This window comes from Rhodococcus sp. OK519, assembly GCF_003051005.1.
GTDB lineage: Bacteria > Actinomycetota > Actinomycetes > Mycobacteriales > Mycobacteriaceae > Prescottella.
In genome coordinates this window covers 1,492,901-1,515,053 of sequence record NZ_QAOW01000001.1, presented here as the reverse complement: position 1 = coordinate 1,515,053, position 22,153 = coordinate 1,492,901, and the positions used below count along the sequence as shown (strand labels likewise).

Here is a 22,153-nt window from a genome sequence, read left to right as displayed (position 1 = left end):
AAAGCCTAGTCAATCCGGGGAACGAACTCTATTCGGCAGGCAAACGTGTGATGACATCCGTGTGAGCGTCAGAGGACGGTGAGCGTCAGAGGACGGTGAGCGGGAGCGCCGTCGGATGCACGGGTGAGGGCAGTTCGGACGAGCCCATCAGGTAGACGTCGGCACCCCGCGCCGCCGAGCGGCCTTCTGCGATCGCCCACACCACCAACGACGCACCGCGATGCGCGTCGCCGCACACGAACACGCCGGGCGCGGCCGTCTGCCAGTCCGACGAACACGACAGCGAGCCGCGCCGGTTGGTCTCGAGCCCGAGGTCGTCGAGCAGCGGACCGTGTTCGACGCCTTCGAATCCGATCGCGAAAAGCGCCATATCACAGGGCAATTCGATTTCCTCCCCGACGGGCATGATCACTCGACGACCGTGCTCGTCGCGCGCGAGCCGAACCTCCGCAAGCACCATCGAGCGGACGTGACCGTCGGCGTCACCGAGGAATCGTTGCACCGCAACCTCGTAGCGGCGGACACCCCCTTCGGCGTGTGCCGGTGACGTGCGTAACACCATCGGCCACGCCGGCCACGGCATCGAGGCCTCGTCCCGCTCCTCCGGCAGGGCCGGGTGGTAGTCCAGCTGCGTCACCGACAATGCACCCTGGCGATGCGCCGTCCCCAGGCAGTCGGCACCGGTGTCACCGCCCCCGATGATCACCACGTGCTTGCCCTTCGCGCTGATACGGGTCGCGCCGTCGCCCTCACATTCGTGATTCGAGGCGACCAGATACTCCATCGCCAGGTGGACGCCGTCGAGGTTCCTACCCTGGACACCCGGGTTGTCACGCGCGAGCAGAGCCCCGGTCGCGAGCACCACCGCGTCGAACCGGTCGTGCAGATCCGGAACGGCCAGGTCGACACCCACCTCCACCTCGGTGACGAAATGCGTTCCCTCCACGCGCATCTGGGTCAGACGCCGCTCGACCACGGCCTTCTCGAGCTTGAACTCCGGGATGCCGTACCGCAGCAATCCGCCGAGCCGGTCGTCACGCTCGTACACCGTCACCTCGTGGCCGGCACGGGTGAGTTGCTGCGCGGCCGCCAATCCTGCCGGGCCCGAGCCGACAACCGCGACGTTCTTGCCGGTCCGCAGCGCCGCACGCACCGGCGGGACCACCTCCATATCCCAGGCGACGTCGGCGATGGCCTGCTCGATCCGTTTGATCGTCACACTCCCGGTGGTGTGGGTGTCGGCGAGCGACAGCACGCACGCGGCCTCGCAGGGTGCCGGACAGACCCGGCCGGTGAACTCGGGAAAGTTGTTGGTGGCGTGCAGCCGTTCGGCCGCGGCATCCCACCGCCCGCGTCGTACCAGGTCGTTCCACTCGGGGATCAGGTTCCCGAGCGGGCACCCGGCACTGCCCGAATGACAGAACGGGATCCCGCAGTCCATGCACCGGCGCGCCTGCTCGGACACCTCGTGGGCCCGTTCGGCGGCGGACTGCGCCGCATACACCTCGCGCCAGTCGTGGATGCGTTCGTCGACGGGACGTTTGCGCGCTTCCTGCTTGGCCACGTGCAGGAATCCCTGGGGATCAGCCACGGGCCGCCTCCATGATCGCGGTGTCGACGTCGAGTCCTTCGGCCCGTGCTACCCGCGTCGCCTCGAGGACGCGCTGGTAGTCGGTGGGCATGACCTTCGTGAACAGCGCCGAGCGACGCGGCCAGTCGGCAAGCACCGACGCGGCCACCGCGGAACCGGTCCACCGCAGGTGCTGTTCGATCACCACCCGCAGCCACTGCAGGTCGTCGCCGTCGGGCACCAGCAACCGGACCATCGCAGTGTTGATCTTCGTCCGGTCGGCGTCGAGCAGGAACGCGATCCCGCCCGACATGCCGGCCGCGAGGTTTCGGCCGGTCGGGCCGAGGACGACCACTCGGCCGCCGGTCATGTACTCGCAGGCGTGGTCGCCGACGCCCTCCGTGATCGCGACCGCTCCGGAGTTGCGCACGCAGAAGCGTTCACCCACCTTGCCGCGCAGGAACGCCTCGCCCGACGTGGCTCCGTACAGCAGCGTGTTCCCGGCGATCACCTGCGTCTCCGGCAGGAACAGCACGTCGTCGGCGGGCCGGACGACCACGCGTCCGCCCGAGAGCCCCTTGCCGACATAGTCGTTCGCGTCGCCGACGAGATCGATCGTGATCCCGTGCGGCAGGAAGGCCCCGAGCGACTGTCCCGCCGACCCCTCGAGCTGGACCCGGATCGTGTCGTCGGGCAGACCGGCCGCGCCGTACCGCCGGGTGACCTCGGAGCCGAGCAGTGTCCCGACGGTCCGGTTGACGTTGCGGACGGGCAACTCGAGGCGTACGGGCAGCGCGTCCTCGAGGGCGCCTTCTGCCAGTTGGATCAGGGTGCGATCCAATGCCAGATCGAGTCCGTGTTCCTGCGCGCGGACGCGGCGCCGCTGCGGAATCCCGACACCGGTGAGTGTGTCCTCGTTCGCGAAGATCGGGGTGAGGTCGAGACCCCGACTCTTCCAGTGCGCGACCCCGACCGCCGTCTCGAGCAGTTCGGGATGCCCCACCGCCTCGTCGATGGTGCGGAATCCCAGTTCGGCGAGATGCTCGCGGACACCTGCCGCGACGAATCGGAAGAATTCCTCGACGAACTCGGGCTTGCCGGTGAACCTCTTGCGCAGCTCCGGATTCTGCGTGGCCACGCCGACCGGGCAGGTGTCGAGGTGACAGACTCGCATCATGATGCAGCCGGCCGCGATCAGCGGCGCGGTCGAGAATCCGAACTCCTCGGCGCCGAGCAGCATCGCGACCATCACGTCGCGCGCGGTCCGCAGGCCGCCGTCGCACTGCACCGTGATCCGGTCACGGAGACCGTTGAGCACGAGGGTCTGCTGCGCGTCCGCGAGTCCCACCTCCCACGGCAGGCCCGCGTGTTCGAGCGAGGTGAGAGGCGATGCCCCCGTACCGCCGTCGTGCCCGGAGATGAGGACCACGTCGGCGTGCGCCTTGCTGACCCCGGCCGCCACCGTGCCGACGCCCACCGAGCTGACGAGCTTGACGTGCACGCGAGCGTTCTCGTTCGCATTCTTGAGATCGTGGATGAGCTGGGCCAGGTCCTCGATGGAATAGATGTCGTGGTGCGGCGGCGGCGAGATGAGACCCACCCCGGGTGTCGAGTGCCGAGTCCGCGCAATCCACGGATAGACCTTGAACGCCGGAAGCTGGCCGCCCTCACCGGGCTTGGCGCCCTGCGCCATCTTGATCTGGATATCGGAGGCGTGGACGAGGTAGTCGCTGGTGACCCCGAACCGCCCGCTCGCGACCTGTTTGACGGCACTGCGCCGCATCGGGTCGTACAGGCGGTCGACGTCCTCGCCGCCCTCACCCGAGTTGGAACGGCCACCCAGACGGTTCATTGCCACCGCCATCGTCTCGTGCGCCTCCGCCGAGATCGATCCGTAGCTCATCGCGCCCGTGTTGAATCGCGCGAAGATCGACTCTGCCGGTTCGACTTCCTCGATCGGCACCGGGGGCCGCAGCCCGCGGCGGAACTCGAACAGCCCGCGCAGCGTCCCGCCCTCCGCGGACAGCCGATCGACCTCGGCGCTGTACCGCTCGAAGACGTCTACCCGACCCGTCCGGGTGGCGTGCTGCAGCAAGAACACGGTCTCGGGGGTGAACAGGTGCAGCTCGCCCCCGCGCCGGTACTGGTAGATTCCGCCGACGTCGAGGCGTCGATGCACCTGCGACGACGGATTCTCCGGGTACGCCTCGCGGTGCCGTAGTTCCACCTCGCGCGCCAGGACGTCCAACCCGACGCCTCCCAGACGGCTGACGGTCCCGGTGAAGTACTCGTCGACCACCTCGTTCGAGAGCCCGATTGCCTCGAAAACCTGTGCGGCGGTGTACGACCCGACCGTCGAGATGCCCATCTTCGACATCACCTTGAGCACACCCTTGCCGAGCGCGACGAGGTAGTTCCGCACCGCCACGGACGACTCCACTCCCGTCAGTTCGCCCTCGGCCACCAGGTCCTCGATGGATTCCATCGCCAGGTACGGGTTGACGGCGGCGGCCCCGCACCCGATCAGCAGCGCGATGTGGTGCACTTCGCGGGCGTCGCCGGTCTCCACCACCAGCGCGACCTTCGTCCGCTCCTTCGTCCGGACGAGGTGGTGGTGCACCGCCGACACGGCAAGCAACGACGGTATCGGCGCTCGCAGATGATCGGAGTCCCGATCCGAGATCACCAGTGTGCGATACCCGTTCGCGATCGCCGCGCTCGCCTCCGCGCGCAGATCCTCGATCGCCTCCGCCATTCCCTCGCCGCCGGAGTCCGCCCGATACAGAGCTCGCAGCACCGTTGTCGCGAACCCGGGGCAGTCCCCGTCCGCATTGATGCCGACGATCTTCGCCAGCTCGTCGTTGTCGAGCACCGGCCAGGACAGCACGATCTGCCGGCACGACGCAGCGGTGGGCTCGAGCAAGTTCTGCTCGGGACCCATCACGCGACGCAGCGACGTGACGATCTCCTCCCGGATCGCATCCAGTGGCGGGTTCGTGACCTGCGCGAACAGCTCGACGAAGTAGTCGTAGAGCAGGCGAGGACGCTGCGAGAGCACGGCAATGGGGGTGTCTGTGCCCATCGAGCCGATCGGTTCCCCGCCCGACGTCGCCATCGGCGACATCAGCACCCGCTGCTCCTCCTCGGTGTAGCCGAACGCCAACTGCCGGCGGACCACCGACTCGTGGTCGTGGACAGCCCGGCCTCGGCCCGGCAGCGACCGCAGGGCGAGCAGGCCGGCGTGCAGCCATTCCTCGTAAGGCAGCTGCGCCGCCAGTTGCTCCTTCACCTCCTTGTCCGGCACGACACGGCCCGCCTCGGTGTCGACGAGGAACATCTCCCCCGGTTCGAGTCGACCCTTCTCGATCACCTCGGACTGCGGAATGGGCAGCACGCCGCTCTCACTCGCCAGCACGACCCGTCCGTCGCCGGCGCGCCACCACCTGCCGGGACGCAACCCGTTGCGGTCGAGGACCGCCCCCACCACGGTGCCGTCCGTGAACGTCACACACGCCGGGCCGTCCCACGGTTCCATCAGCGAGGCGTGGAATTGGTAGAACGCGCGCAGCGACGCAGGCATGTCGGTGCGGTTCTCCCAGGCCTCCGGGATCATCATCAACACGGCGTGCGGCAGCGATCGCCCTCCGAGGTGAAGCAGTTCGAGGACCTCGTCGAACGAGGCCGAATCGGAGGCGTCGGGTGCGCAGATCGGGTACAGGCGGCGCAGATCGCCGGGGATGACCGCGCTCGCGAGCATCGCCTCCCGCGAACGCATCCGGTTCCGGTTCCCGCGAACCGTGTTGATCTCTCCATTGTGGGCGATGAACCGGAACGGGTGGGCGAGCGGCCACGACGGGAACGTGTTCGTGGAGAAGCGACTGTGCACCACGGCAATCGCGCTCATCATCAGCGGGTCACGTAGTTCGGGAAAGTACAGCCCGAGTTGGGCGGTGGTGAGCATTCCCTTGAAGGTCATCGTCCGACTTGACAGCGACGGAAAGTAGACCGCGGTGCCGGCGCGTTCGACGTCCTCCGACAACTGCTCGGCACGCTTCCGCAGGCCGTACACCCGGCGATCGAGATCGACTCCGCCGAGCTGAGCACCGTCGTCGGACCGTGCCGCGACGAACAGATACGTCATGTGCGGCATGCACGAGTGCGCGGTGACGCCGATGTCCGCCCCGAGCGGGTCGACGCCCACCTCGTGCCAGCCGATGACGTCGACGCCTTCCTGTTCCGCGATCCCGGCCACGCGCTCGCGCGCCGCACGCCTGATCTCCGGGTCGGTCGGCAGGAAACAGATCCCCGCCGCGAAGGTATGGAAGCCGTCGGGGCTGAGGCCCGGCAACTCGAACGGGACGAGGCCACGGAAGAACTCGACCGGGAGCTGGATCAGAATGCCCGCGCCATCACCACTGTTGACCTCCGCACCCGCGGCGCCACGGTGTTCGAGGTTCTCGAGTGCGAGCAGCGCGTCCGCAACGATCCCGTGCGATCGACGGCCGTGAATGTCGGCAACCATCGCCACACCACACGAATCGGATTCGCGGTCACGAACATAGAGGCCACCGGAATCGGGTTGCCGAGAAAACAGCACCGAGCACCTCCACACCGGCCCCGAACGCTCCGGGAAGCGGTCGCTGCGGGCCATCGCGCGTCGCGCACTTTCTACGGCGACGCCCTGGAGGAGTCGCCCATTACGGGTGCTGACTGCATCGATCGGGGTCTTCCGGCACTGCTGTCGACCCGTGAAGGTTGCCGAGTCCACACCCGGCCGGGCAAGTTTACCGCGTGAAGGCCACCCGAAGCGATGGCGAAAATACGAACCGCCCGCGCCGAGAATCGGCGCGGGCGGTGTGTTCGTTGTGGGATGTCCCCAGCCGCAATCAGGTCTTGAGCGGTCGCCCCTGAGGGTCGCGCACGGCGCCGGTGAGCATCAGGATGCCGTCGACGAACGCCCAGATCCAGATCACCGGGAAGATGACGAACCCGATTCCGAAGACTGTGCTGAGCAGGCCGAGCCAGAAGACCAACAACTGGATCAGTCCGATACCGATGCTGCCGATGTACAGGCGGCCGATGCCGGGCAGGGAGATGAAACCGAGCAGGATCTGCAGCAGGCCGGCGGTGGCCCTCGACTTGCCCGAGTACGGCTCGCCGGTCATCGGGTCGCGACCGAACGGCGCGCTCGGGTCTCCGTACCCGCCGTAGGGTGCCGGATTTCCGACACCCGGCGCGGGATACCCCGGGGCCGACGGGTAGGCCGATGCAGGCGGGTAGACCGGCGGCGGGGGTGCGGCCGACGCGCCGTACTGCGGAGGCTCCTCGACCGGCCACGAGGCCGGCGGCAACTGATCGTCCACCGGAGACGGGTAGCTGGGACCGCTTCCCCAGCCCGGGCCGTTTCCGACGCCCGAGTAGGTGTCCCAGCCCGGTCCGGCGGTGCTGCCACCGGACGGCGGCACCGACGACGTCCCGGAAGTCGATTCGGTCATCGAGGCATCCGCGGTGGCGTCGTAGTCGAACGGCGAACCGAACTCCGGGGGCTGCGGCGCCCCCTGCGGTCCACCCTGTCCCGACGACCCGGACTTCTTGGACAGATCCGGCTGCTCGGTCATTTCTTTTCCCCGTTCACTTCGGACCTGTCCCCGTCGGTCCGGTCGGTGTTTACGGACGCGTCATCCGTGTCCGCCGCGACGGCGGCCTGCCCGCCCGCCCGATGCGGCTGTAGATCCGACGGTTCCTCGCGCCCCTTCTTGGCCAGGACAAAGTACGCCACAGCGGCAAGGAACACGATTGCCGACGTGAACGAGTTCACGCGGATACCGAGGATCTCGGTCGCGTGGTCCGAGCGCATGAGTTCGATCCAGAAACGCCCGGCACAGTAGCCGGCGACGTACAGCGCGAACAGACGCCCGTGGCCGATCTTGAATCGGCGATCCACAGCGACAAGCAGCACGACGATCAGCAGGTTCCAGACCAGCTCGTACAGGAATGTCGGATGCACCACCTGTTGTACGACACCGTTCGACACGCCGTTCAGGGTGTCGACGCGGCCCGACGCGTCGGTGCGCTCGTAGATCTCGAGACCCCACGGCACGGTGGTCTCGCGGCCGTACAACTCCTGGTTGAACCAGTTGCCGAGCCTCCCGATCGCCTGCGCCAGCACGATGGCCGGCGCGATCGCGTCACCTAAGGCCGGCAACGGAATCCCGCGTCGACGGCAACCGATCCAGGCACCGACCGCGCCCAGTGCGACGGCACCCCAGATACCCAGGCCGCCCTGCCAGATCTTGAGGGCATCGGCGGGGCTTCCGCCCTCGCCGAAGTACGTCGACCAGTCGGTGATGACGTGATACAGGCGACCGCCGATCAGACCGAACGGTACCGCCCAGACAGCGATGTCGAGGACGGTGCCCTTCTCGCCACCGCGCGCAACCCAGCGACGGTCGCCCCACACGATCGCGACGACGATGCCGACGATGATGCACAGCGCGTAGGCCCGCAGGGCCAGGGGCCCCACATGCCACACACCCTGCGCTGGGCTGGGGATGTAGGCGAGCAATTCGGTCGAAGTCACCATCGAAGTCACGACGCCACGGTAGCCGAGCGCACGCCCTCCGCGAGTTCAGTCGTGAGGGCGCGAACCGCGCCCAGCCCGTTCTCGACAGCAGAGACGATGGCAGACCCGACGATCACGGCATCCGCGTAGGAGGCGATCTCGGCAGCCTGTGCGCCGGAGCGCACACCGAGCCCGACACCGACCGGGATGTCCGAATGCTCGCGGATCCGAGCGGTCAACTCGGGCGCCATCGACGACACCGCGTCACGCGCGCCGGTGACACCCATCGTCGAGGCCGCGTAGATGAAGCCACTGCTCGCCTCGAGCGTCATCGCCAGGCGCTCCTCGGTGGACGAGGGCGCGACCAGGAAGATCCGGTCGAGGTGATGTTCGTCGGATGCTTCCATCCACTCACCGGCCTCCTCGGGAATGAGGTTCGGCGTGATCAGTCCGAGGCCACCGGCGGACGCGAGATCACGGGAGAACCGGTCGACGCCGTACTGGAGCACCGGGTTCCAGTACGTCATGACGACGGCGTTGCCACCGACCGAGGCGATCTGCTCGACGACGGTGAACACGTCGCGGACACGGACACCGTTGCGCAGCGCCGTCTCGGCCGCCGACTGGATGGTGGGCCCGTCCATCACCGGGTCCGAGTACGCGATGCCGACCTCGATGATGTCGCATCCCGCATCGACCATCGTCTTGTAGACGTCGATCGACGTCGCGATGTCCGGGTAGCCGGCGGGCAGATACCCGACCAGCGCGGCACGCTTCTCGTCGCGGCACTTCGCGAACGTGGGCGCCAGGCGCGAATCCTTCTGACTCACTTGGCCGTACCTTCCTCGGTCGAATCAGCAGTATCGGCGGTGTCGGCGGCCGCGTCGTTGTCGAACAGCCCGAACCACTGCGCTGCCGTGTCCATGTCCTTGTCGCCGCGGCCGGACAGGCTGACGACGATGATCGCTCCCTCGCCCAGTTCACGGCCCAACTTCAGGGCTCCGGCGACGGCGTGCGCCGACTCGATCGCCGGGATGATGCCCTCGGCGCGCGACAGCAGCAGCAGCGCGTCCATTGCCTCGGCGTCGGTGATCGGCTCGTACGACGCGCGCCCCGTGTCCTTGAGGTACGCGTGCTCCGGGCCCACGCCGGGGTAGTCCAGGCCGGCGGAGATCGAGTGCGACTCGATGGTCTGGCCGTCCTCGTCCTGCAGCAGGTACGAGAACGCCCCCTGGAAGGCGCCCGGGGTGCCCCCGGCGAAAGTTGCTGCGTGCCGACCGGTCTCGACGCCATCGCCGGCCGCCTCGTATCCCACGAGCTTGACCGAAGGGTCACCGATGAACGCGTGGAAGATGCCGATCGCGTTCGACCCGCCGCCGACGCATGCGACGACCGCGTCGGGCAGACCGCCCGTGAGCGACTGCACCTGGGCTCGCGCCTCGAGACCCACGACGCGCTGGAAATCGCGCACGAGCAACGGGAACGGGTGTGGACCGGCGGCGGTGCCGAAGCAGTAGTAGGTGCGATCGGCGTTGGTGACCCAGTCACGCAGCGCCTCGTTGATCGCGTCCTTCAACGTCGAGGAACCCGACTCGACGGACACGACCTCCGCGCCGAGCAGGCGCATCCGGGCGACGTTGAGGGCCTGACGTCGGGTGTCGACCGCACCCATGTAGACGACGCACTCGAGGCCCAGCAGAGCGCACGCGGTCGCGGTCGCGACACCGTGCTGACCGGCGCCGGTCTCGGCGATGATCCTCGTCTTACCCATGCGCTTCGCGAGCAACACCTGCCCGAGCACATTGTTGATCTTGTGAGATCCGGTGTGGTTCAGATCTTCACGCTTGAGGAGGATGCGGGCGCCACCGGCATGCTCGCGCAGCCGAGTGGCCTCGAAGATCGGAGACGGACGACCGGTGTAGTCACGCTGGAGGCGATCCAACTCGTCGAGGAACCCGTCGTCCGTACGAGCCTTCTCGTACTCGGCGGTGACCTCCTCGATGACCGCCATCAGCGCCTCGGGGACGTGCCGACCGCCGTACACACCCCAATGACCACCGGGGTCCGGTTCGTGACCGGAACGCTCCGTCAGACCGGCGCTGGCGGGGGGCAGATTGCCCCCCTTGGACACGAGGGCCTCATTGCGTGAACTCACCCCCCCAGTCTGCCCCAACGTCATCGAGAACGAGCGGTCGGGTCCGCCGAGATGAGCCTCGTCAGCGCGACGGCTTGGGGCACGACGGGTGTGCACCCGCCGTCACCAGATCCGACACCGCAGCGCGCGGATCACCGCTGGTGACCAAGCCTTCACCGACGAGGACCGCATCGGCACCGGCACCGGCGTACGCCAGCAGGTCCGCGGTGCCGCGGACACCGGACTCGGCGATCTTCACGAGGTCCGTGGGCAGGCCCGGGGCGATCCGCCCGAACGTGTCCATGTCGACCTCGAGGGTCTTGAGGTTGCGCGCGTTGATTCCGATGACGCTGGCGCCGGCCTCGAGTGCGCGGTCGGCCTCTTCCTCGGTGTGGACCTCGACGAGCGCGGTCATACCGAGCGACTCGGTCCGGTCCAACAGGGATGCGAGCACGTGCTGGTCGAGCGCCGCGACGATCAGCAAGATCACGTCGGCGCCGTGTGCGCGGGCCTCGTGGATCTGGTACGGCCCGACGATGAAGTCCTTGCGCAGGACCGGAATGCTCACGGCCTTACGAACCGCATCCAGGTCCGCGAGGGAACCGTGGAATCGCCGCTCCTCGGTGAGCACGCTGATCATCCGCGCGCCGCCCGCCTCGTAGGCCGCAGCCAGCACCGCAGGATTCGGGATGTCCGCGAGGGCACCCTTCGACGGGCTCGCCCGCTTCACCTCGGCGATGACACCGATACCGGGGGCACGCAGCGCCGCGGCGGCATCGAGCGCCGGCGGAGCGGCAGCGGCAGCCGCCTTCACCGCAGCAAGGTCGAGAACGGCTTCACGGGCGGCGACATCGGCGCGCACTCCGTCGAGAATCGAGTCGAGAACGGTCATCGTGGCCCGAGTCCTTTCCGGCATGTCAACCGATGTGAGGAAACTCATCGGCACTTGACTCAGCCTAGAGGTCGCAGTTATTCGGACTCCGGGCGGGTACCCGTGGGTCCGGTGTCCTTGCTCACATCCCGTGCCGGACGGCTTGACTCGCCTCCAGCAGAGTCGTTGTCCGCCGCTTCGACGGTCGGGTCCTCGCCGGCATCCAACGCATCCCACAGCATGCGCTGCGTCGGAGGCTCGTCCTCCGCGGCGGACCCACCGCGGCTGGCGGCCGCCTCCCGGCGTGCGGCCGGGCTGTCGTACTTCGACGAGAGTCCGCCCGTGGCAGTCGGTTTCCGAATCAGCATGAAGGCGGCAACCAGCGCGACCACGGAACCGAGCAGCACCAGTAGGGCCGGCACAGTCGCCACCTCGGTGTCCGTGACGCGTGTCGCCGCCCGCTCGAATCCTGCGATGTCGGAAGCCTTGTCGTTCGACGCCCCGTTCGCGAGCAACCCGATCGCCGGGATTGCTGCGACCACCGCGACGACGGCGACCAACAGACCCACCACGCGCAGCAGCCAGCCACGCACCGCGAACGCGGCCGCAATCGCGGCGACAAGCGCGAGCGCAAGCGGCGTGGTCGCCGCCGCCCAGGTCCCACCATCGAGATCGGTGATGCGTTCCTCACCGAGCCCGTCCGCCGACGTCACGGTCACCCACGTCATCCGGGACGAGCCCCACAGGCACAGCGCCGCCACGGCGAGCAGCAAGGCCGCCACCCCGGTCGCCCGCTTGCCTCGCGATGCAGCATCCGCGGTCTTCTTCTCACTCAACGCCGTTCACCTCCGAAGCGCCCCCGAGGGGCCGCAGCGTCTGCGCGGCGGCGACGGCACTGAGCACCGCCATCGCCTTGTTCCGCGCCTCCGTGTCCTCGTAGACGGGATCCGAGTCGGCGACGACGCCGGCACCGGCCTGCACGTACGCCGTCCCGTCCTTGATCAGTGCCGTGCGGATCGCGATCGCGGTGTCCGCGTCGCCCGCGAAGTCCAGGTAGCCGACGATGCCGCCGTAGATTCCACGTCGAGTCGGTTCGAGTTCGTCGATCAGTTCCATCGCGCGCACCTTCGGCGCACCGGACAACGTCCCGGCGGGGAAGCACGCCGTCACCGCGTCGAGCGCATGCTTGCCGTCGGACAACCGGCCCGTCACGGTCGACACGAGGTGCATCACGTGGCTGTACCGCTCGATGTGCCGGTAGTCGTGCACCTTGACCGTCCCCGGCTCGCACACCCGGCCCAGGTCGTTGCGTCCGAGGTCCACGAGCATCAGATGCTCCGAGTTCTCCTTCTCGTCCGCGAGCAGATCCTTCTCGAGCAGGATGTCGTCCTCCTCGGTGGCGCCCCGCCAGCGTGTGCCGGCGATCGGGTGCGTGGTCGCGACACCCTCGCTCACCGTGACGAGCGCCTCCGGGCTGGATCCGACGATCGAGAACGCCGTCTCCCCGTCCGGACCGGGCACCTGGACCAGGTACATGTACGGGCTGGGGTTGGACGCGCGCAACATCCGGTACACATCGATCGGCTCTGCCGCGCAGTCCATCTCGAAGCGCTGAGAGAGCACCACCTGGAATGCCTCGCCGGCCTCGATCTCGCCGATCAATCTCCGGACGTCGACGCCGAAGCTCTCGGTGGTGCGCTGGCGCCGGTACTCGGGCTGCGGACGCGCGAACATGGAGACGGTGGAATGGGCGGGCGCCGCGAGCGCATCGGTCATCCGATCCAGGCGGGCGACCGCATCGTCGTACGCTTCGTCGACCCGCTCGTCGGAGCCGTCCCAGTTGACCGCATTGGCGATGAGCGTGATGGCGCCCTCGTGGTGGTCGACTGCGGCCAGGTCGGTCGCGAGGAGCATCACCATCTCCGGGATACCCAGATCATCGACGGCATGGCTGGGCAGACGTTCGAGCCGGCGGACGGCGTCGTAGCCGAGGAAGCCGACCATGCCGCCCGTCAACGGCGGCAGATCCGGCAGCCGTTCGGTGCGCAGAAGTTCGAGGGTGCGGCCCAGGGCGACCAACGGATCGCCGCCGGACGGAGCGCCGGCCGGGACGTTGCCGAACCACGCAGCCTCACCGTCGCGCACGGTGAGTGCGGCGGGGCTACCCGCGCCGATGAACGACCAGCGCGACCACGACCGGCCGTTCTCGGCCGATTCCAGCAGAAACGTGCCGGGCCGACTGCCCGCCAACTTGCTGTAGGCGGACAGCGGAGTCTCGGCATCCGCCAGCACCTTTCGAATGACAGGGACCACACGATGCTCTGCCGCCAGCGCCCGGAACTGCTCGCGGGTGGTGGTCGAATCGTGCCGTGGCCCCTCGCTCGAAACCGCCGAGGTAGCTGCTGGGATGGTGGTGGACTCGCCGCGCATGCGTCCATCATCCCAGGAACTCCGATTGCCACCGCGGTCGCGGGTAGCGTCGGCGCTCATGAAGCCCGGTGAGCGCGCGCCCGAATTCGATCTTCCCGACCAAGACGGCACCCGTCACACGCTGACCGCGCTGCTCTCAGGCGGACCGCTCGTGCTGTTCTTCTACCCGGCGGCCTCGACCCCGGTGTGCACGGCGGAGGCCTGCCATTTCCGGGACCTTGCGGGCGAGTTCGCCGCGGCGGGGGCGTCCGTCGCGGGGATCAGCCGCGACAGCGTCGACAAGCAGTCGACCTTCGCCCGGGCCCAGTCGTTCGACTATCCGCTACTGGCCGATGTCGACGGCAGCGTCGCCGAGCAGTTCGGCGTCAAGCGAGGCCTGCTGGGCAAGATCACCCCGGTCAAGCGGAGCACCTTCGTCATCGACACCGATCGCACCGTGCTCGAAGTGATCTCCAGCGAACTGCGCGCCAACCTGCACGCCGACCGGGCGCTCGAGTTCGTCCGCAACCACGCCTGACCGGCGTCACGCCACCTGGATCGAACGCTTGGCCAGGCCCATCCAGAATCCGTCGATCACCTGTTCGGCGATCTGTTCGGGATTGCTCGACGCGCCGAGCGTGACGAACAGAGGAGCGAAGTGCTCGATCGTCGGATGTGCGTACGGCATGCCGGGCGCCTGGACGCGGAAGTCGATCAGTGCATCGACGTCACCGGCGGCAAGCCGCTCCCCCGCCCACGCGTCGAACTCCGCGGACCATCCCGGCGCGACGGCGTCGGGCGAGGGGTCGCGCAGGAACGGCAGGCCGTGCGTGGCGAAGCCAGATCCGATGATCAGCACACCCTGCTCGCGTAGCGGCCGCAGGCGGCGCCCGAGGTCGAGCAGGCGCTGGGGATCGAGGGTCGGCATCGACATCTGCAGCACGGGGATGTCGGCGTCGGGGTACATGACGGTGAGTGGCACGTACGCGCCGTGGTCGAGGCCACGGTCGGGCTGGTGGTAGACGGGTTCGCTGTCGGGCATGAGCGCCGCGACCTGCCGGGCCAGGACGGGTGCGCCGGGCGACCGGTACGTCACCTCGTAGAACCGTCGCGCAAAGCCGCCGAAGTCGTACACCAGCGGAGTCCCGGTCTCGACGGCTCCGATCGTGAGCGGCGCCGACTCCCAATGCGCGGAGACGACGAGAATCGCCGTCGGGCGCGGAAGATCCGCGGACCACCGGGACAGCTCGGCGACCCACTGCGCGCTGTCCACCAGCGGGGGTGCGCCGTGACTGAGGAAGATGGCCGGCATGTCGCTCACGAGAACTCCTTTGTTGAAGCTTCAACTTAACACGAAGTCGACACCGTCGACGGTGCGCTGTTCCCCGCCACCGCGTCGGCACCACAGGTTTGACACGCTGGTATCCGAACACCGACTTTCAGCGATCGGAGAACGACCCGATGGGCGCAGAGGACAGCACCGACACCACCTGGCTCTCCGGACCCCAGCAGGAGGCCTGGCGGACACTCGTCTCCCTGGTGACCCGGTTGCCGGCAGCGTTGGACACCCAGCTGCAGCGGGACTCCGATCTGAGCCATTTCGAGTACTTCGTGCTCGCGGTGCTCTCCGAGGCGCCCGACCGACGGCTGCGCCTGTCCGAGCTCGCGTGCCAGGCGAACGCATCGCTGTCACGCCTGTCGCACGTCGTCACGCGTCTCGAGAAGCGCGGCTGGGCGCGACGCGAGACCGTGACCGGAACCCGCGGCGCCTTCGCGGTCCTCACCGACGACGGATACGACAAGGTGGCCGAGGCCGCGCCCGGACATGTGGCGACGGTTCAGTCGCTGGTGTTCGAGGGGCTCGACGAGCGGCAGGTGATGCAGTTGTCGACCCTGGGCAAGGCGCTGCTCACCCAACTCGACAAGGGCATCGCCGCAGGAACCGGCAAGGCCTAGAACGGGTTTCCCGACCATGACTACCCTGTCGACGGCGACGACACCCGACCGCTCCCCCTGGAACGGCACGCTGACGCTGACTCCCGGTGCGGTTCTCTATCGCGGCGTCGGCGGCGACTCGAATCTCCATGCGCACCACGCGGTGCAGGTGATGATCTCCCTGGACGAGCCGTTCGTCCTCGAGTTCGCGGACGACCACCTTTGCGCGACGGCCGCAGTCATTCCGAGCGGCCTGCCACACCGGTTGCAGTGCACCTCGCGCCGGCTACTGCTGGTGCTCGTCGAGCCGTTCGGGCCACGGGGCCGTGGACTCGGCCTCGCCGGGGAACGCACGCGCGGACGCGAGTTCGAGGGCGTGCTCGCGCGCATCGCCACCGAGCATGCCGACGAGCAGAACGCCGCGAGCGCCATCGACAGCTTGATTCGGGCCGTCACCCCGGGCGGGCTGCAGCGGCCCACCCTCCTGTCCGAACCGGTGCGCTCGGCGCTGCGGCATCTGGAGCAGAAGCCAGGCTCGCAGCCCACACTCGCGGGAGCGGCCGCCGACGCCCACATTTCGCCCTCGCGTCTGACACACCTGTTCACGCGCGAAGTGGGCATACCGTTCCGCCGCTACGGGCTGTGGATCCGCCTGCGAACCGTGGCCGAACGAGTAGCGTTCGGCGACAACCTGACTCAGGCCGCGGTGTCCGCCGGGTTCAGTGACTCGTCGCACCTCAGCCGGGTCTTCAAGAACAATTTCGGCCTGAGTCCGTCGGCCCTTCTGCGGATGACGGTTCACCGCGACGAGTGGCCCGACAGTACCTCGTGATTCGGCCGAGCCCTCACGACCGAGATCAGCCGCAACGTTCAAGTCTCTCGGCGCCAGGCCCCCATACGTTCGACACATGGACGCTCATATTCAGCCCACCCCGCTCCTCGACTACGACGACGCTTCCGTTCAGTCGCTCGTCACCGAGCGCGGATGGAGAGATCTTCCCTACGAAACCCGCATCGGCGCGGTCTACGACTTCGTGAGGGACGGGATCACCTTCGGGTACAACACCGACGACGCGCTGCCCGCCTCCCGGGTGCTCGCCGATGGATACGGCCAGTGCAACACCAAGACCACCCTCCTCATGGCGCTGCTGAGGGCCGTCGACGTGCCCTGCCGATTCCACGGGGCAACCATCGACAAGCGTCTGCAGAAGGGCGTCATCGACGGAATTCTCTACCGACTGGCCCCTCGGAGCATCCTCCACAGTTGGGCAGAGGTGCGATTCGACGATCGCTGGGTCGACCTGGAGGGCGTCATCCTCGATGCCGGCTACCTCACCGGACTGCGGAACACGATGGCGCCCACCGGGCCGTTCCTCGGCTACGGCGCGGGGACCGACGACATCGGCGATCCGCCGGTGGCGTGGACCGGCACCGACACCGCAATCCAGAAGACCGGAGTCAACCGCGACCTCGGCACCTACGACGATCCGGACACCTTCTATGCACGGAGCGGGACGAATCTCACCGGAGTGCGGAACTTCCTGTTCCAGAGGGTGATCCGGAACGCAATGAACCGGAAGGTCGCTTCGATCCGCGGCTGCGCGGTCAGCCCAGCGGTTCGCCGCCGACGCCCCAGTGTTCGCGCGGAACCTCGGTGATGGTGACCCACACCGACGACGCGTTCTTCCCGGTCGCCTCGGCGTAGGCCTTGGTGACCGCGGCAATGGTCTCGCGCTTCTGCTCGGCGGACAGTCCCGGCGTCTGGCTGATCTGTATGAGCGGCATGCCGCCATTGTCGCTGCCACCCGCGCGGGGCCGACCGGCGGGCGGGCCTGATCGAGCCCTCCCGCTGCACGCCCCGCGGTGGGATGCTGAGAGCGAAGGCTCGAATAGACGCCTCGAAGGACACCACCATGAGCCCCCGAAAGCACCTCCCCCACCGCCGAACGCTCGTCGGCACCGCAGTCGCTGTCGCGGCGGCGGCAGCACTAGCAGCCGGATGCGGCGACGACCTCGACGGCACCGCCGACACTCCCGCCGTGGAAACCACTGCCCCGACGATCGATCCCGGCGACCCCGAGACGTCGACCACCGACCCGACGACGACGCACTACGGCCCGTTCGATCAGGGACCGATCGGCGCACCTCTTCCGACTCGGGACGTTCACGCGACGGATACCCCGAGTCGTCACCGCTGATCACGGCTCGCCCCGCCGTCGATGGTGTAGCGGACACGACGAGTGGGTAGTACGGGAACACCGCGCCCATTCCCTCCGCCGTTCCCGAGACGTCGGTGGATAACGAGGAGGCAGTCATGACGCAGAAACCGGGCGAGCATCTCGAAGAGGAACCGCAATCAGAGCGCGGCGAACCGGGGTCGCGAGACACCGGCGCCGACGCACCCAGTGTGGGAGAGCACCGCCGAGAAGGCGCGTTCGAGGACGAGTCCATGACCTCCTCTGGCGAGCCGGGCTGGCAGCGACCCGACGACGCAGGGGGCCTCGGATCCGAGTCGGATGATGCTGCCGTTCCGCCCTACGACGACCGTCAGAAGCAAGCGAAGTCTGCCGAGCACATGCGCGCACGCGCCGGCAACCCCGATGGCGGCGGGCAGGCCCAGAAGAGCGCGGTCGAGCACGAGAAGCCTTCGTCATCCGACAAGGGCGTCGGTCCGGCCCACCAGTCGGGCACCCGACGCGGTGAGGATCATCCTCCGGAGACGACGCATCCCGAGAAGAAATAGCACCGCGAACAAGGGGCACTCACGATGGAGGTACTCGTCATTGTGGCGCTCGTGGTCGTTGTTGCGGCGGTCAATCTGCGATGGTGGTACCGCAAGCGTCAAGGTAAGGCCACGCGCTCCGACTCGGGCAGCGCCGAAGGCAAGACCCGGCAGATGAACGACGTGCACCGAGAGCAGCGACGAGACGATTCGTGACTGGTGACCGCAGGTAGCGCCGTCCGTCAGCGACCGCATTGCTCGGGCCGATCAATCCTGGGCCCACCCTCCGGCGCGCGGTCTGGGTACGCGCTACCAGACGCCGGCTGCCATCAGGATGAGTCCGACCACTACAACGACGAAAACGACCACGATCAAGCCGACGACAACGATCGTCGCCGCACCGGTCGGGGGAAACCGGCCGCGGGTATCAGGCTCGTGCTCCGAGATTCCTGAGGTACCACCTGACGCCGGCGGCGTGGACCCGGCTGGGACGCCTCCGCCAGGCTCGAGGTCCGGCGTCTCGCGAGGATCGGGATCGGGTCCGACGGGTGCTCCTGGATCGGTCATCGTGTCCTCCTTGTCAGTCACCGTCCGCGTACCCCACCCGGCCCCCGTCCATTCGTCCGGTCTCCCCAGCATCAGATCGTCCGAATCGGCCGCTGTTTCGTGTTTGGTTCGGTGCGATGGGGGCTACCCGACGAATGGAGCGGGATCGATCCGGGCCGGCGGGGCACCGGGCGCACGTCTCCCGAATACGGAGGACCGGTCATGAACGGTGGCATGCGCATCGCCCTAGGCGTCGCGGTCGGCTATTTCCTGGGCCGTACGCGCAAGATGAAGGTCGCATTGATGCTGGCCGGAGCGGGCGCGACCGGCCGTCTCCCGAGTAACTCTCGCGAACTGGTCCGTGAAGGAATCAAACGACTCGGGGATTCCGCGGAGGTCGGAAAGCTGACCGAGAGCGTCCGCGGCGAACTGGTCGACGCCGCCAAGAATGCCGCTGTCGCCGCAGCGAGCAACCGAATCGACTCGCTCACGAGTCGCATCGAAGGTGTCGGCGAGGGGGTCGGTGTGGCCGGCGAGCAAGCAGGCAAGATCGGCGAAGGAGTCCTGGGCGAGGAGCAGGAGCACGATCAGGACGAGGAAGCGGAAGAGGTTGGAGCCGAGGCAGAGGCACCCGATTCCGAGGCGGAGCGCGGACGCTCGCGCGCCCCACGCCGGAAGCGAGCGGACACCGAACACGACGAATCCGCCGCCGAGGACGACAACGACGACGAGCAGGAGCAGCCCGAGGCGGAGGCGAAAGGCTCCGGGCGCCGCACCTCTTCCCCCGCGTCCCGCGCATCGTCGTCGCGACGCGGCGCTCCCCGCACGCGTAAGGATTCCGAGCCGAAGGCACGAGCACGCTCGCGGTCCACTACGCCCGCAGACGCGCCCGTGCGACGCACCGGGAGGTGAGGGAAATGACCGTAACCAAGGAGGAGAAAGAAGCTGATCGGTCCGCCTCGGACGATGGGGACCAACTCAAATCATCCCTTCAGCACCTCGTCGGTGCCGTCGCCCAGAAGGGGGTCAAATCGTTGACCGATACCGTCACGTCGGCGGTCGGCAACCTGGACCAATTCACCTCGAACGGCGGCGGTGGTGGACTCGCCACGGCGATGACCGGCCTGGCCCAGGGCGAGTCACCCGCGAAGGTGGCCGTCAAGGCCGGAATGACGAGCGTGAAAGACAAGATCAAGGACGCGGGTACCGGCCTCAAAGACGCGCTCACCGGAGGTAAGGGGAAGGGAAAAGGCAAGGGCAAGAAGGACAAGATCACCAACATCGTCGAACAGATCGACATCGGGGCCCCGGTCGATCTGGTGTACGACCAATGGACACAGTTCGCCGATTTCCCCCGGTTCATGAAGAAGCTCGAACAGGTGGAGCAGGTCTCCGACGAGAAGACGAGGTGGAAGGCGCAGGTCTTCTGGTCCCATCGATCGTGGGAGTCCACGATCCTCGAGCAGGTTCAGGACGAACGCATCGTGTGGCGGTCGAAAGGCGACAAGGGATACCTCGACGGCGCAATCACGTTCCACGAACTCACTCCGGACCTGACCAGGGTATTGGTCCTGATCGAGTATCACCCACAGGGCTTCTTCGAAAAGACCGGCAACATCTGGCGCGCCCAAGGGCGCCGAATCCGACTGGAACTCAAGAATTTCCGCCGCCACGTCATGACTCAGGCCCTGCTGCACCCGGACGACGTGGAGGGATGGCACGGCGAGATCCGAGACGGCGAGGTGGTCCCCGAGGAGGACCTCGAGGATGACGAGGACGCTGACGCCGAGTTCGACGAGAACCAGGACGAGAACCAGGACGAGAACCAAGACCAGGAATCGGATGAGCCAGGCGGGCCGGACGACACCGAGGACGACTACGACGACGAGACCGCGCCGAGCGACGACAGGACCGAAGAGACGCCCCCGGCGCGTCGACGGAAGAAGGTGACGCGCGAATGACGATGGTTCAAGGCGGGGGTGGCGGCGGAGGACCGAGTTCACAGAGCCTCGCCGACGTCGTGGACACGATTCTCGACAAGGGCCTCGTAATCGATGCCTACGTCCGTGTGTCGCTGGTCGGCATCGAACTGCTCACCGTCGACGCACGGGTGGTCGTTGCCAGCGTCGACACCTACCTGAAGTTCGCCGAGGCGGTCAACCGACTGCAGATCTCCGACACCCAGCCGAAGGGCCTGCCCGACATGGTGCAGGACATCACCGAAGGTGGAGCCCGGTCCAAGACCAAGGGCGCGATCGAGGCTGCAGGCGAGAAGGTGATGGACTTCATCGGCGGCTCCGACGAAGAACACGAACGGCAGCCTCGCGGGCACTCCGGTGGAGGCGAGGAGAGATGACGGAATCGAATTCCACACCCGACGGTGGTGCACCCGTGGTGTACGTCTATGGCTTGGTCCCCGCCGACGTGGAAGTGAATGCGGATGCGACCGGCATCGGATCACCTCCCCGCCCCCTGCAGATCGTGACGCACGGTGGCGTAGCCGCGCTCGTGAGCGAGATACCACCGGACACTCCACTGGGCAGCCCGGACGATCTTCGTGCTCACGCCGCGGTGCTCGACTCCACGGCCACCGTCGCGCCGGTTCTCCCGCTGCGGTTCGGTGCAGTACTGACCGACAGGGACGCGGTGGTGTCCGAGTTTCTGGAGCCGTACCGGGACGAGTTCAGCGACGCGCTCGAACAGCTCGAAGGATCTGTCGAATACGTGGTCAAGGGCAGATATGTCGAAGACGCGATCCTCCGTGAGATCCTCTCCGGCGATCCCGAGGCGAGCCGTCTGCGGGACACGATCCGTGACCGGCCCGAGGAGGCGACCCGTGACGAGCGACTGGCGCTCGGCGAGTTGATCAGTCGAGCCCTGGCCGGTAAACGCGAGCAGGACACCGAGCGCCTCATCGGGGCGCTCGATCAGGTTGCGAAGGCGGTAACGGTCCGCGAGGTGACCCACGACGAGGATGCCGGTTCGGTGGCCGTCCTGATCCCGGCAGACCAGGTCGATGCTCTCGACAAGGCCCTGAATCCCCTGATCGACGACTGGCAAGGACGGGTCGACATCACCGTGGCCGGGCCTCTCGCTGCCTACGACTTCGTGACGACGCGAGCGCCGGGGGCCTGACCATGGGGCTCTTTTCCGCCATCGCCGGTTTGCCGCTCGCGCCCGTCCGCGGCGTCGTGTGGATCGGCGAGGTCGTGCGGCGCCAGGTGGAGGAGGAGCTTTCCAGTCCGGCCGCCGTGCGCCGCGATCTCGAAGCAGTTGACGATGCTCGACGTTCGGGGCAGATCTCGGACGAGGAGGCCGCGTGCGAAGAAAGCACGATCCTCGGCAGGGTCGCACGGGTCGACGACATCGACGCGACCGACGGCGGCAACGGAGAGGAGTAACCC

The 22,153-nt window shown here is 67.7% G+C and carries 24 protein-coding genes; 12 read left to right on the top strand and 12 right to left on the bottom strand.

The window, feature by feature from the left end; genetic code table 11:
- Positions 1–85: 85 nt before the first annotated feature.
- From C8K36_RS07040 to C8K36_RS07000, 9 genes are all read right to left on the bottom strand, one after another.
- Positions 86–1,591, bottom strand: a complete 1,506-nt coding sequence (locus C8K36_RS07040; protein WP_107983604.1) for a glutamate synthase subunit beta — start codon at positions 1,589–1,591, stop codon at positions 86–88.
- Positions 1,584–6,167: a glutamate synthase large subunit gene (gene gltB, locus C8K36_RS07035; RefSeq protein WP_107983826.1), complete on the bottom strand. Its 4,584-nt coding sequence runs from the start codon at positions 6,165–6,167 to the stop codon at positions 1,584–1,586. The genes C8K36_RS07040 and gltB overlap by 8 nt, the downstream gene beginning before the upstream one ends.
- 289 nt (positions 6,168–6,456) lie before the next feature.
- Positions 6,457–7,188, bottom strand: a complete 732-nt coding sequence (locus C8K36_RS07030; protein WP_107983603.1) for a TM2 domain-containing protein — start codon at positions 7,186–7,188, stop codon at positions 6,457–6,459.
- Complete coding sequence (lgt, locus tag C8K36_RS07025) at positions 7,185–8,153, bottom strand: prolipoprotein diacylglyceryl transferase (RefSeq protein WP_258195291.1); 969 nt, start codon at positions 8,151–8,153, stop codon at positions 7,185–7,187. Before lgt ends, C8K36_RS07030 begins: the two co-directional genes overlap by 4 nt.
- Before the next feature lie 5 nt (positions 8,154–8,158).
- Positions 8,159–8,962, bottom strand: a complete 804-nt coding sequence (gene trpA, locus C8K36_RS07020; RefSeq protein ID WP_107983602.1) for a tryptophan synthase subunit alpha — start codon at positions 8,960–8,962, stop codon at positions 8,159–8,161.
- On the bottom strand, positions 8,959–10,287 hold the full coding sequence (trpB, locus tag C8K36_RS07015; protein ID WP_107983601.1) for a tryptophan synthase subunit beta: 1,329 nt from the start codon (positions 10,285–10,287) through the stop codon (positions 8,959–8,961). The genes trpA and trpB overlap by 4 nt, the downstream gene beginning before the upstream one ends.
- Positions 10,288–10,348: 61 nt before the next feature.
- Positions 10,349–11,158 carry an indole-3-glycerol phosphate synthase TrpC gene (trpC, locus tag C8K36_RS07010; RefSeq protein ID WP_107983600.1) on the bottom strand — a complete coding sequence of 270 codons (810 nt, stop codon included), beginning with the start codon at positions 11,156–11,158 and terminating at the stop codon, positions 10,349–10,351.
- Positions 11,159–11,235: 77 nt separating this feature from the next.
- On the bottom strand, positions 11,236–11,973 hold the full coding sequence (locus C8K36_RS07005; RefSeq protein ID WP_107983599.1) for a TIGR02234 family membrane protein: 738 nt from the start codon (positions 11,971–11,973) through the stop codon (positions 11,236–11,238).
- On the bottom strand, positions 11,966–13,567 hold the full coding sequence (locus tag C8K36_RS07000; RefSeq protein ID WP_107983825.1) for an anthranilate synthase component I: 1,602 nt from the start codon (positions 13,565–13,567) through the stop codon (positions 11,966–11,968). The genes C8K36_RS07005 and C8K36_RS07000 overlap by 8 nt, the downstream gene beginning before the upstream one ends.
- 58 nt (positions 13,568–13,625) lie before the next feature.
- On the opposite strand from C8K36_RS07000, the gene C8K36_RS06995 reads away from it, so the two are divergent.
- A complete protein-coding gene (locus C8K36_RS06995) occupies positions 13,626–14,084 on the top strand; it encodes a peroxiredoxin (protein ID WP_107983598.1) in 459 nt (152 codons plus the stop codon).
- Positions 14,085–14,090: 6 nt separating this feature from the next.
- Here C8K36_RS06995 and C8K36_RS06990 read toward each other — a convergent pair whose 3' ends face one another.
- Positions 14,091–14,858: a DODA-type extradiol aromatic ring-opening family dioxygenase gene (locus tag C8K36_RS06990; RefSeq protein WP_107983824.1), complete on the bottom strand. Its 768-nt coding sequence runs from the start codon at positions 14,856–14,858 to the stop codon at positions 14,091–14,093.
- Positions 14,859–15,007: 149 nt separating this feature from the next.
- Here C8K36_RS06990 and C8K36_RS06985 point away from each other — a divergent pair, with 149 nt between their 5' ends.
- The 3 genes from C8K36_RS06985 (at position 15,008) to C8K36_RS06975 (ending at position 17,139) form a co-directional block, all read left to right on the top strand.
- The gene (locus C8K36_RS06985) at positions 15,008–15,502 is read left to right on the top strand and encodes a MarR family winged helix-turn-helix transcriptional regulator (protein ID WP_107983597.1); all 495 of its coding nucleotides are present in this window, start codon (positions 15,008–15,010) and stop codon (positions 15,500–15,502) included.
- Positions 15,503–15,518: 16 nt separating this feature from the next.
- Positions 15,519–16,313 carry a helix-turn-helix transcriptional regulator gene (locus C8K36_RS06980; protein ID WP_107983596.1) on the top strand — a complete coding sequence of 265 codons (795 nt, stop codon included), beginning with the start codon at positions 15,519–15,521 and terminating at the stop codon, positions 16,311–16,313.
- A gap of 76 nt (positions 16,314–16,389) precedes the next feature.
- A complete protein-coding gene (locus tag C8K36_RS06975) occupies positions 16,390–17,139 on the top strand; it encodes a transglutaminase-like domain-containing protein (RefSeq protein ID WP_107983595.1) in 750 nt (249 codons plus the stop codon).
- Here C8K36_RS06975 and C8K36_RS06970 read toward each other — a convergent pair.
- Positions 17,087–17,266: a tautomerase family protein gene (locus tag C8K36_RS06970; protein WP_005512856.1), complete on the bottom strand. Its 180-nt coding sequence runs from the start codon at positions 17,264–17,266 to the stop codon at positions 17,087–17,089. The two genes, C8K36_RS06975 and C8K36_RS06970, sit on opposite strands and share 53 nt — an antisense overlap.
- Positions 17,267–17,394: 128 nt before the next feature.
- On the opposite strand from C8K36_RS06970, the gene C8K36_RS06965 reads away from it, so the two are divergent.
- From C8K36_RS06965 to C8K36_RS24710, 3 genes are all read left to right on the top strand, one after another.
- Complete coding sequence (locus tag C8K36_RS06965) at positions 17,395–17,679, top strand: hypothetical protein (RefSeq protein WP_107983594.1); 285 nt, start codon at positions 17,395–17,397, stop codon at positions 17,677–17,679.
- Positions 17,680–17,795: 116 nt separating this feature from the next.
- Positions 17,796–18,224, top strand: coding sequence for a hypothetical protein (locus tag C8K36_RS06960; RefSeq protein WP_107983593.1), 429 nt, complete (start codon positions 17,796–17,798; stop codon positions 18,222–18,224).
- A 24-nt stretch (positions 18,225–18,248) separates the two neighbouring features.
- A complete protein-coding gene (locus tag C8K36_RS24710) occupies positions 18,249–18,419 on the top strand; it encodes a hypothetical protein (protein ID WP_181319403.1) in 171 nt (56 codons plus the stop codon).
- A 93-nt stretch (positions 18,420–18,512) separates the two neighbouring features.
- On the opposite strand, the gene C8K36_RS06955 is transcribed toward C8K36_RS24710, so the two are convergent.
- On the bottom strand, positions 18,513–18,770 hold the full coding sequence (locus C8K36_RS06955; RefSeq protein ID WP_107983823.1) for a DUF6480 family protein: 258 nt from the start codon (positions 18,768–18,770) through the stop codon (positions 18,513–18,515).
- A gap of 201 nt (positions 18,771–18,971) precedes the next feature.
- Here C8K36_RS06955 and C8K36_RS06950 point away from each other — a divergent pair, with 201 nt between their 5' ends.
- From C8K36_RS06950 to C8K36_RS06930, 5 genes are all read left to right on the top strand, one after another.
- Positions 18,972–19,661: a hypothetical protein gene (locus C8K36_RS06950; protein ID WP_107983592.1), complete on the top strand. Its 690-nt coding sequence runs from the start codon at positions 18,972–18,974 to the stop codon at positions 19,659–19,661.
- Between the two features lie 122 nt (positions 19,662–19,783).
- Positions 19,784–20,710 (top strand): SRPBCC family protein, encoded by a 927-nt coding sequence (locus C8K36_RS06945; protein WP_258195206.1) that lies wholly within the window; start codon positions 19,784–19,786, stop codon positions 20,708–20,710.
- Positions 20,707–21,105, top strand: coding sequence for a gas vesicle protein GvpJ (gene gvpJ, locus C8K36_RS06940; protein ID WP_107983590.1), 399 nt, complete (start codon positions 20,707–20,709; stop codon positions 21,103–21,105). Before C8K36_RS06945 ends, gvpJ begins: the two co-directional genes overlap by 4 nt.
- A complete protein-coding gene (locus tag C8K36_RS06935) occupies positions 21,102–21,884 on the top strand; it encodes a GvpL/GvpF family gas vesicle protein (protein WP_107983589.1) in 783 nt (260 codons plus the stop codon). Before gvpJ ends, C8K36_RS06935 begins: the two co-directional genes overlap by 4 nt.
- Positions 21,885–21,886: 2 nt before the next feature.
- Complete coding sequence (locus tag C8K36_RS06930; RefSeq protein ID WP_107983588.1) at positions 21,887–22,150, top strand: gas vesicle protein GvpG; 264 nt, start codon at positions 21,887–21,889, stop codon at positions 22,148–22,150.
- Positions 22,151–22,153 lie beyond the last annotated feature (3 nt).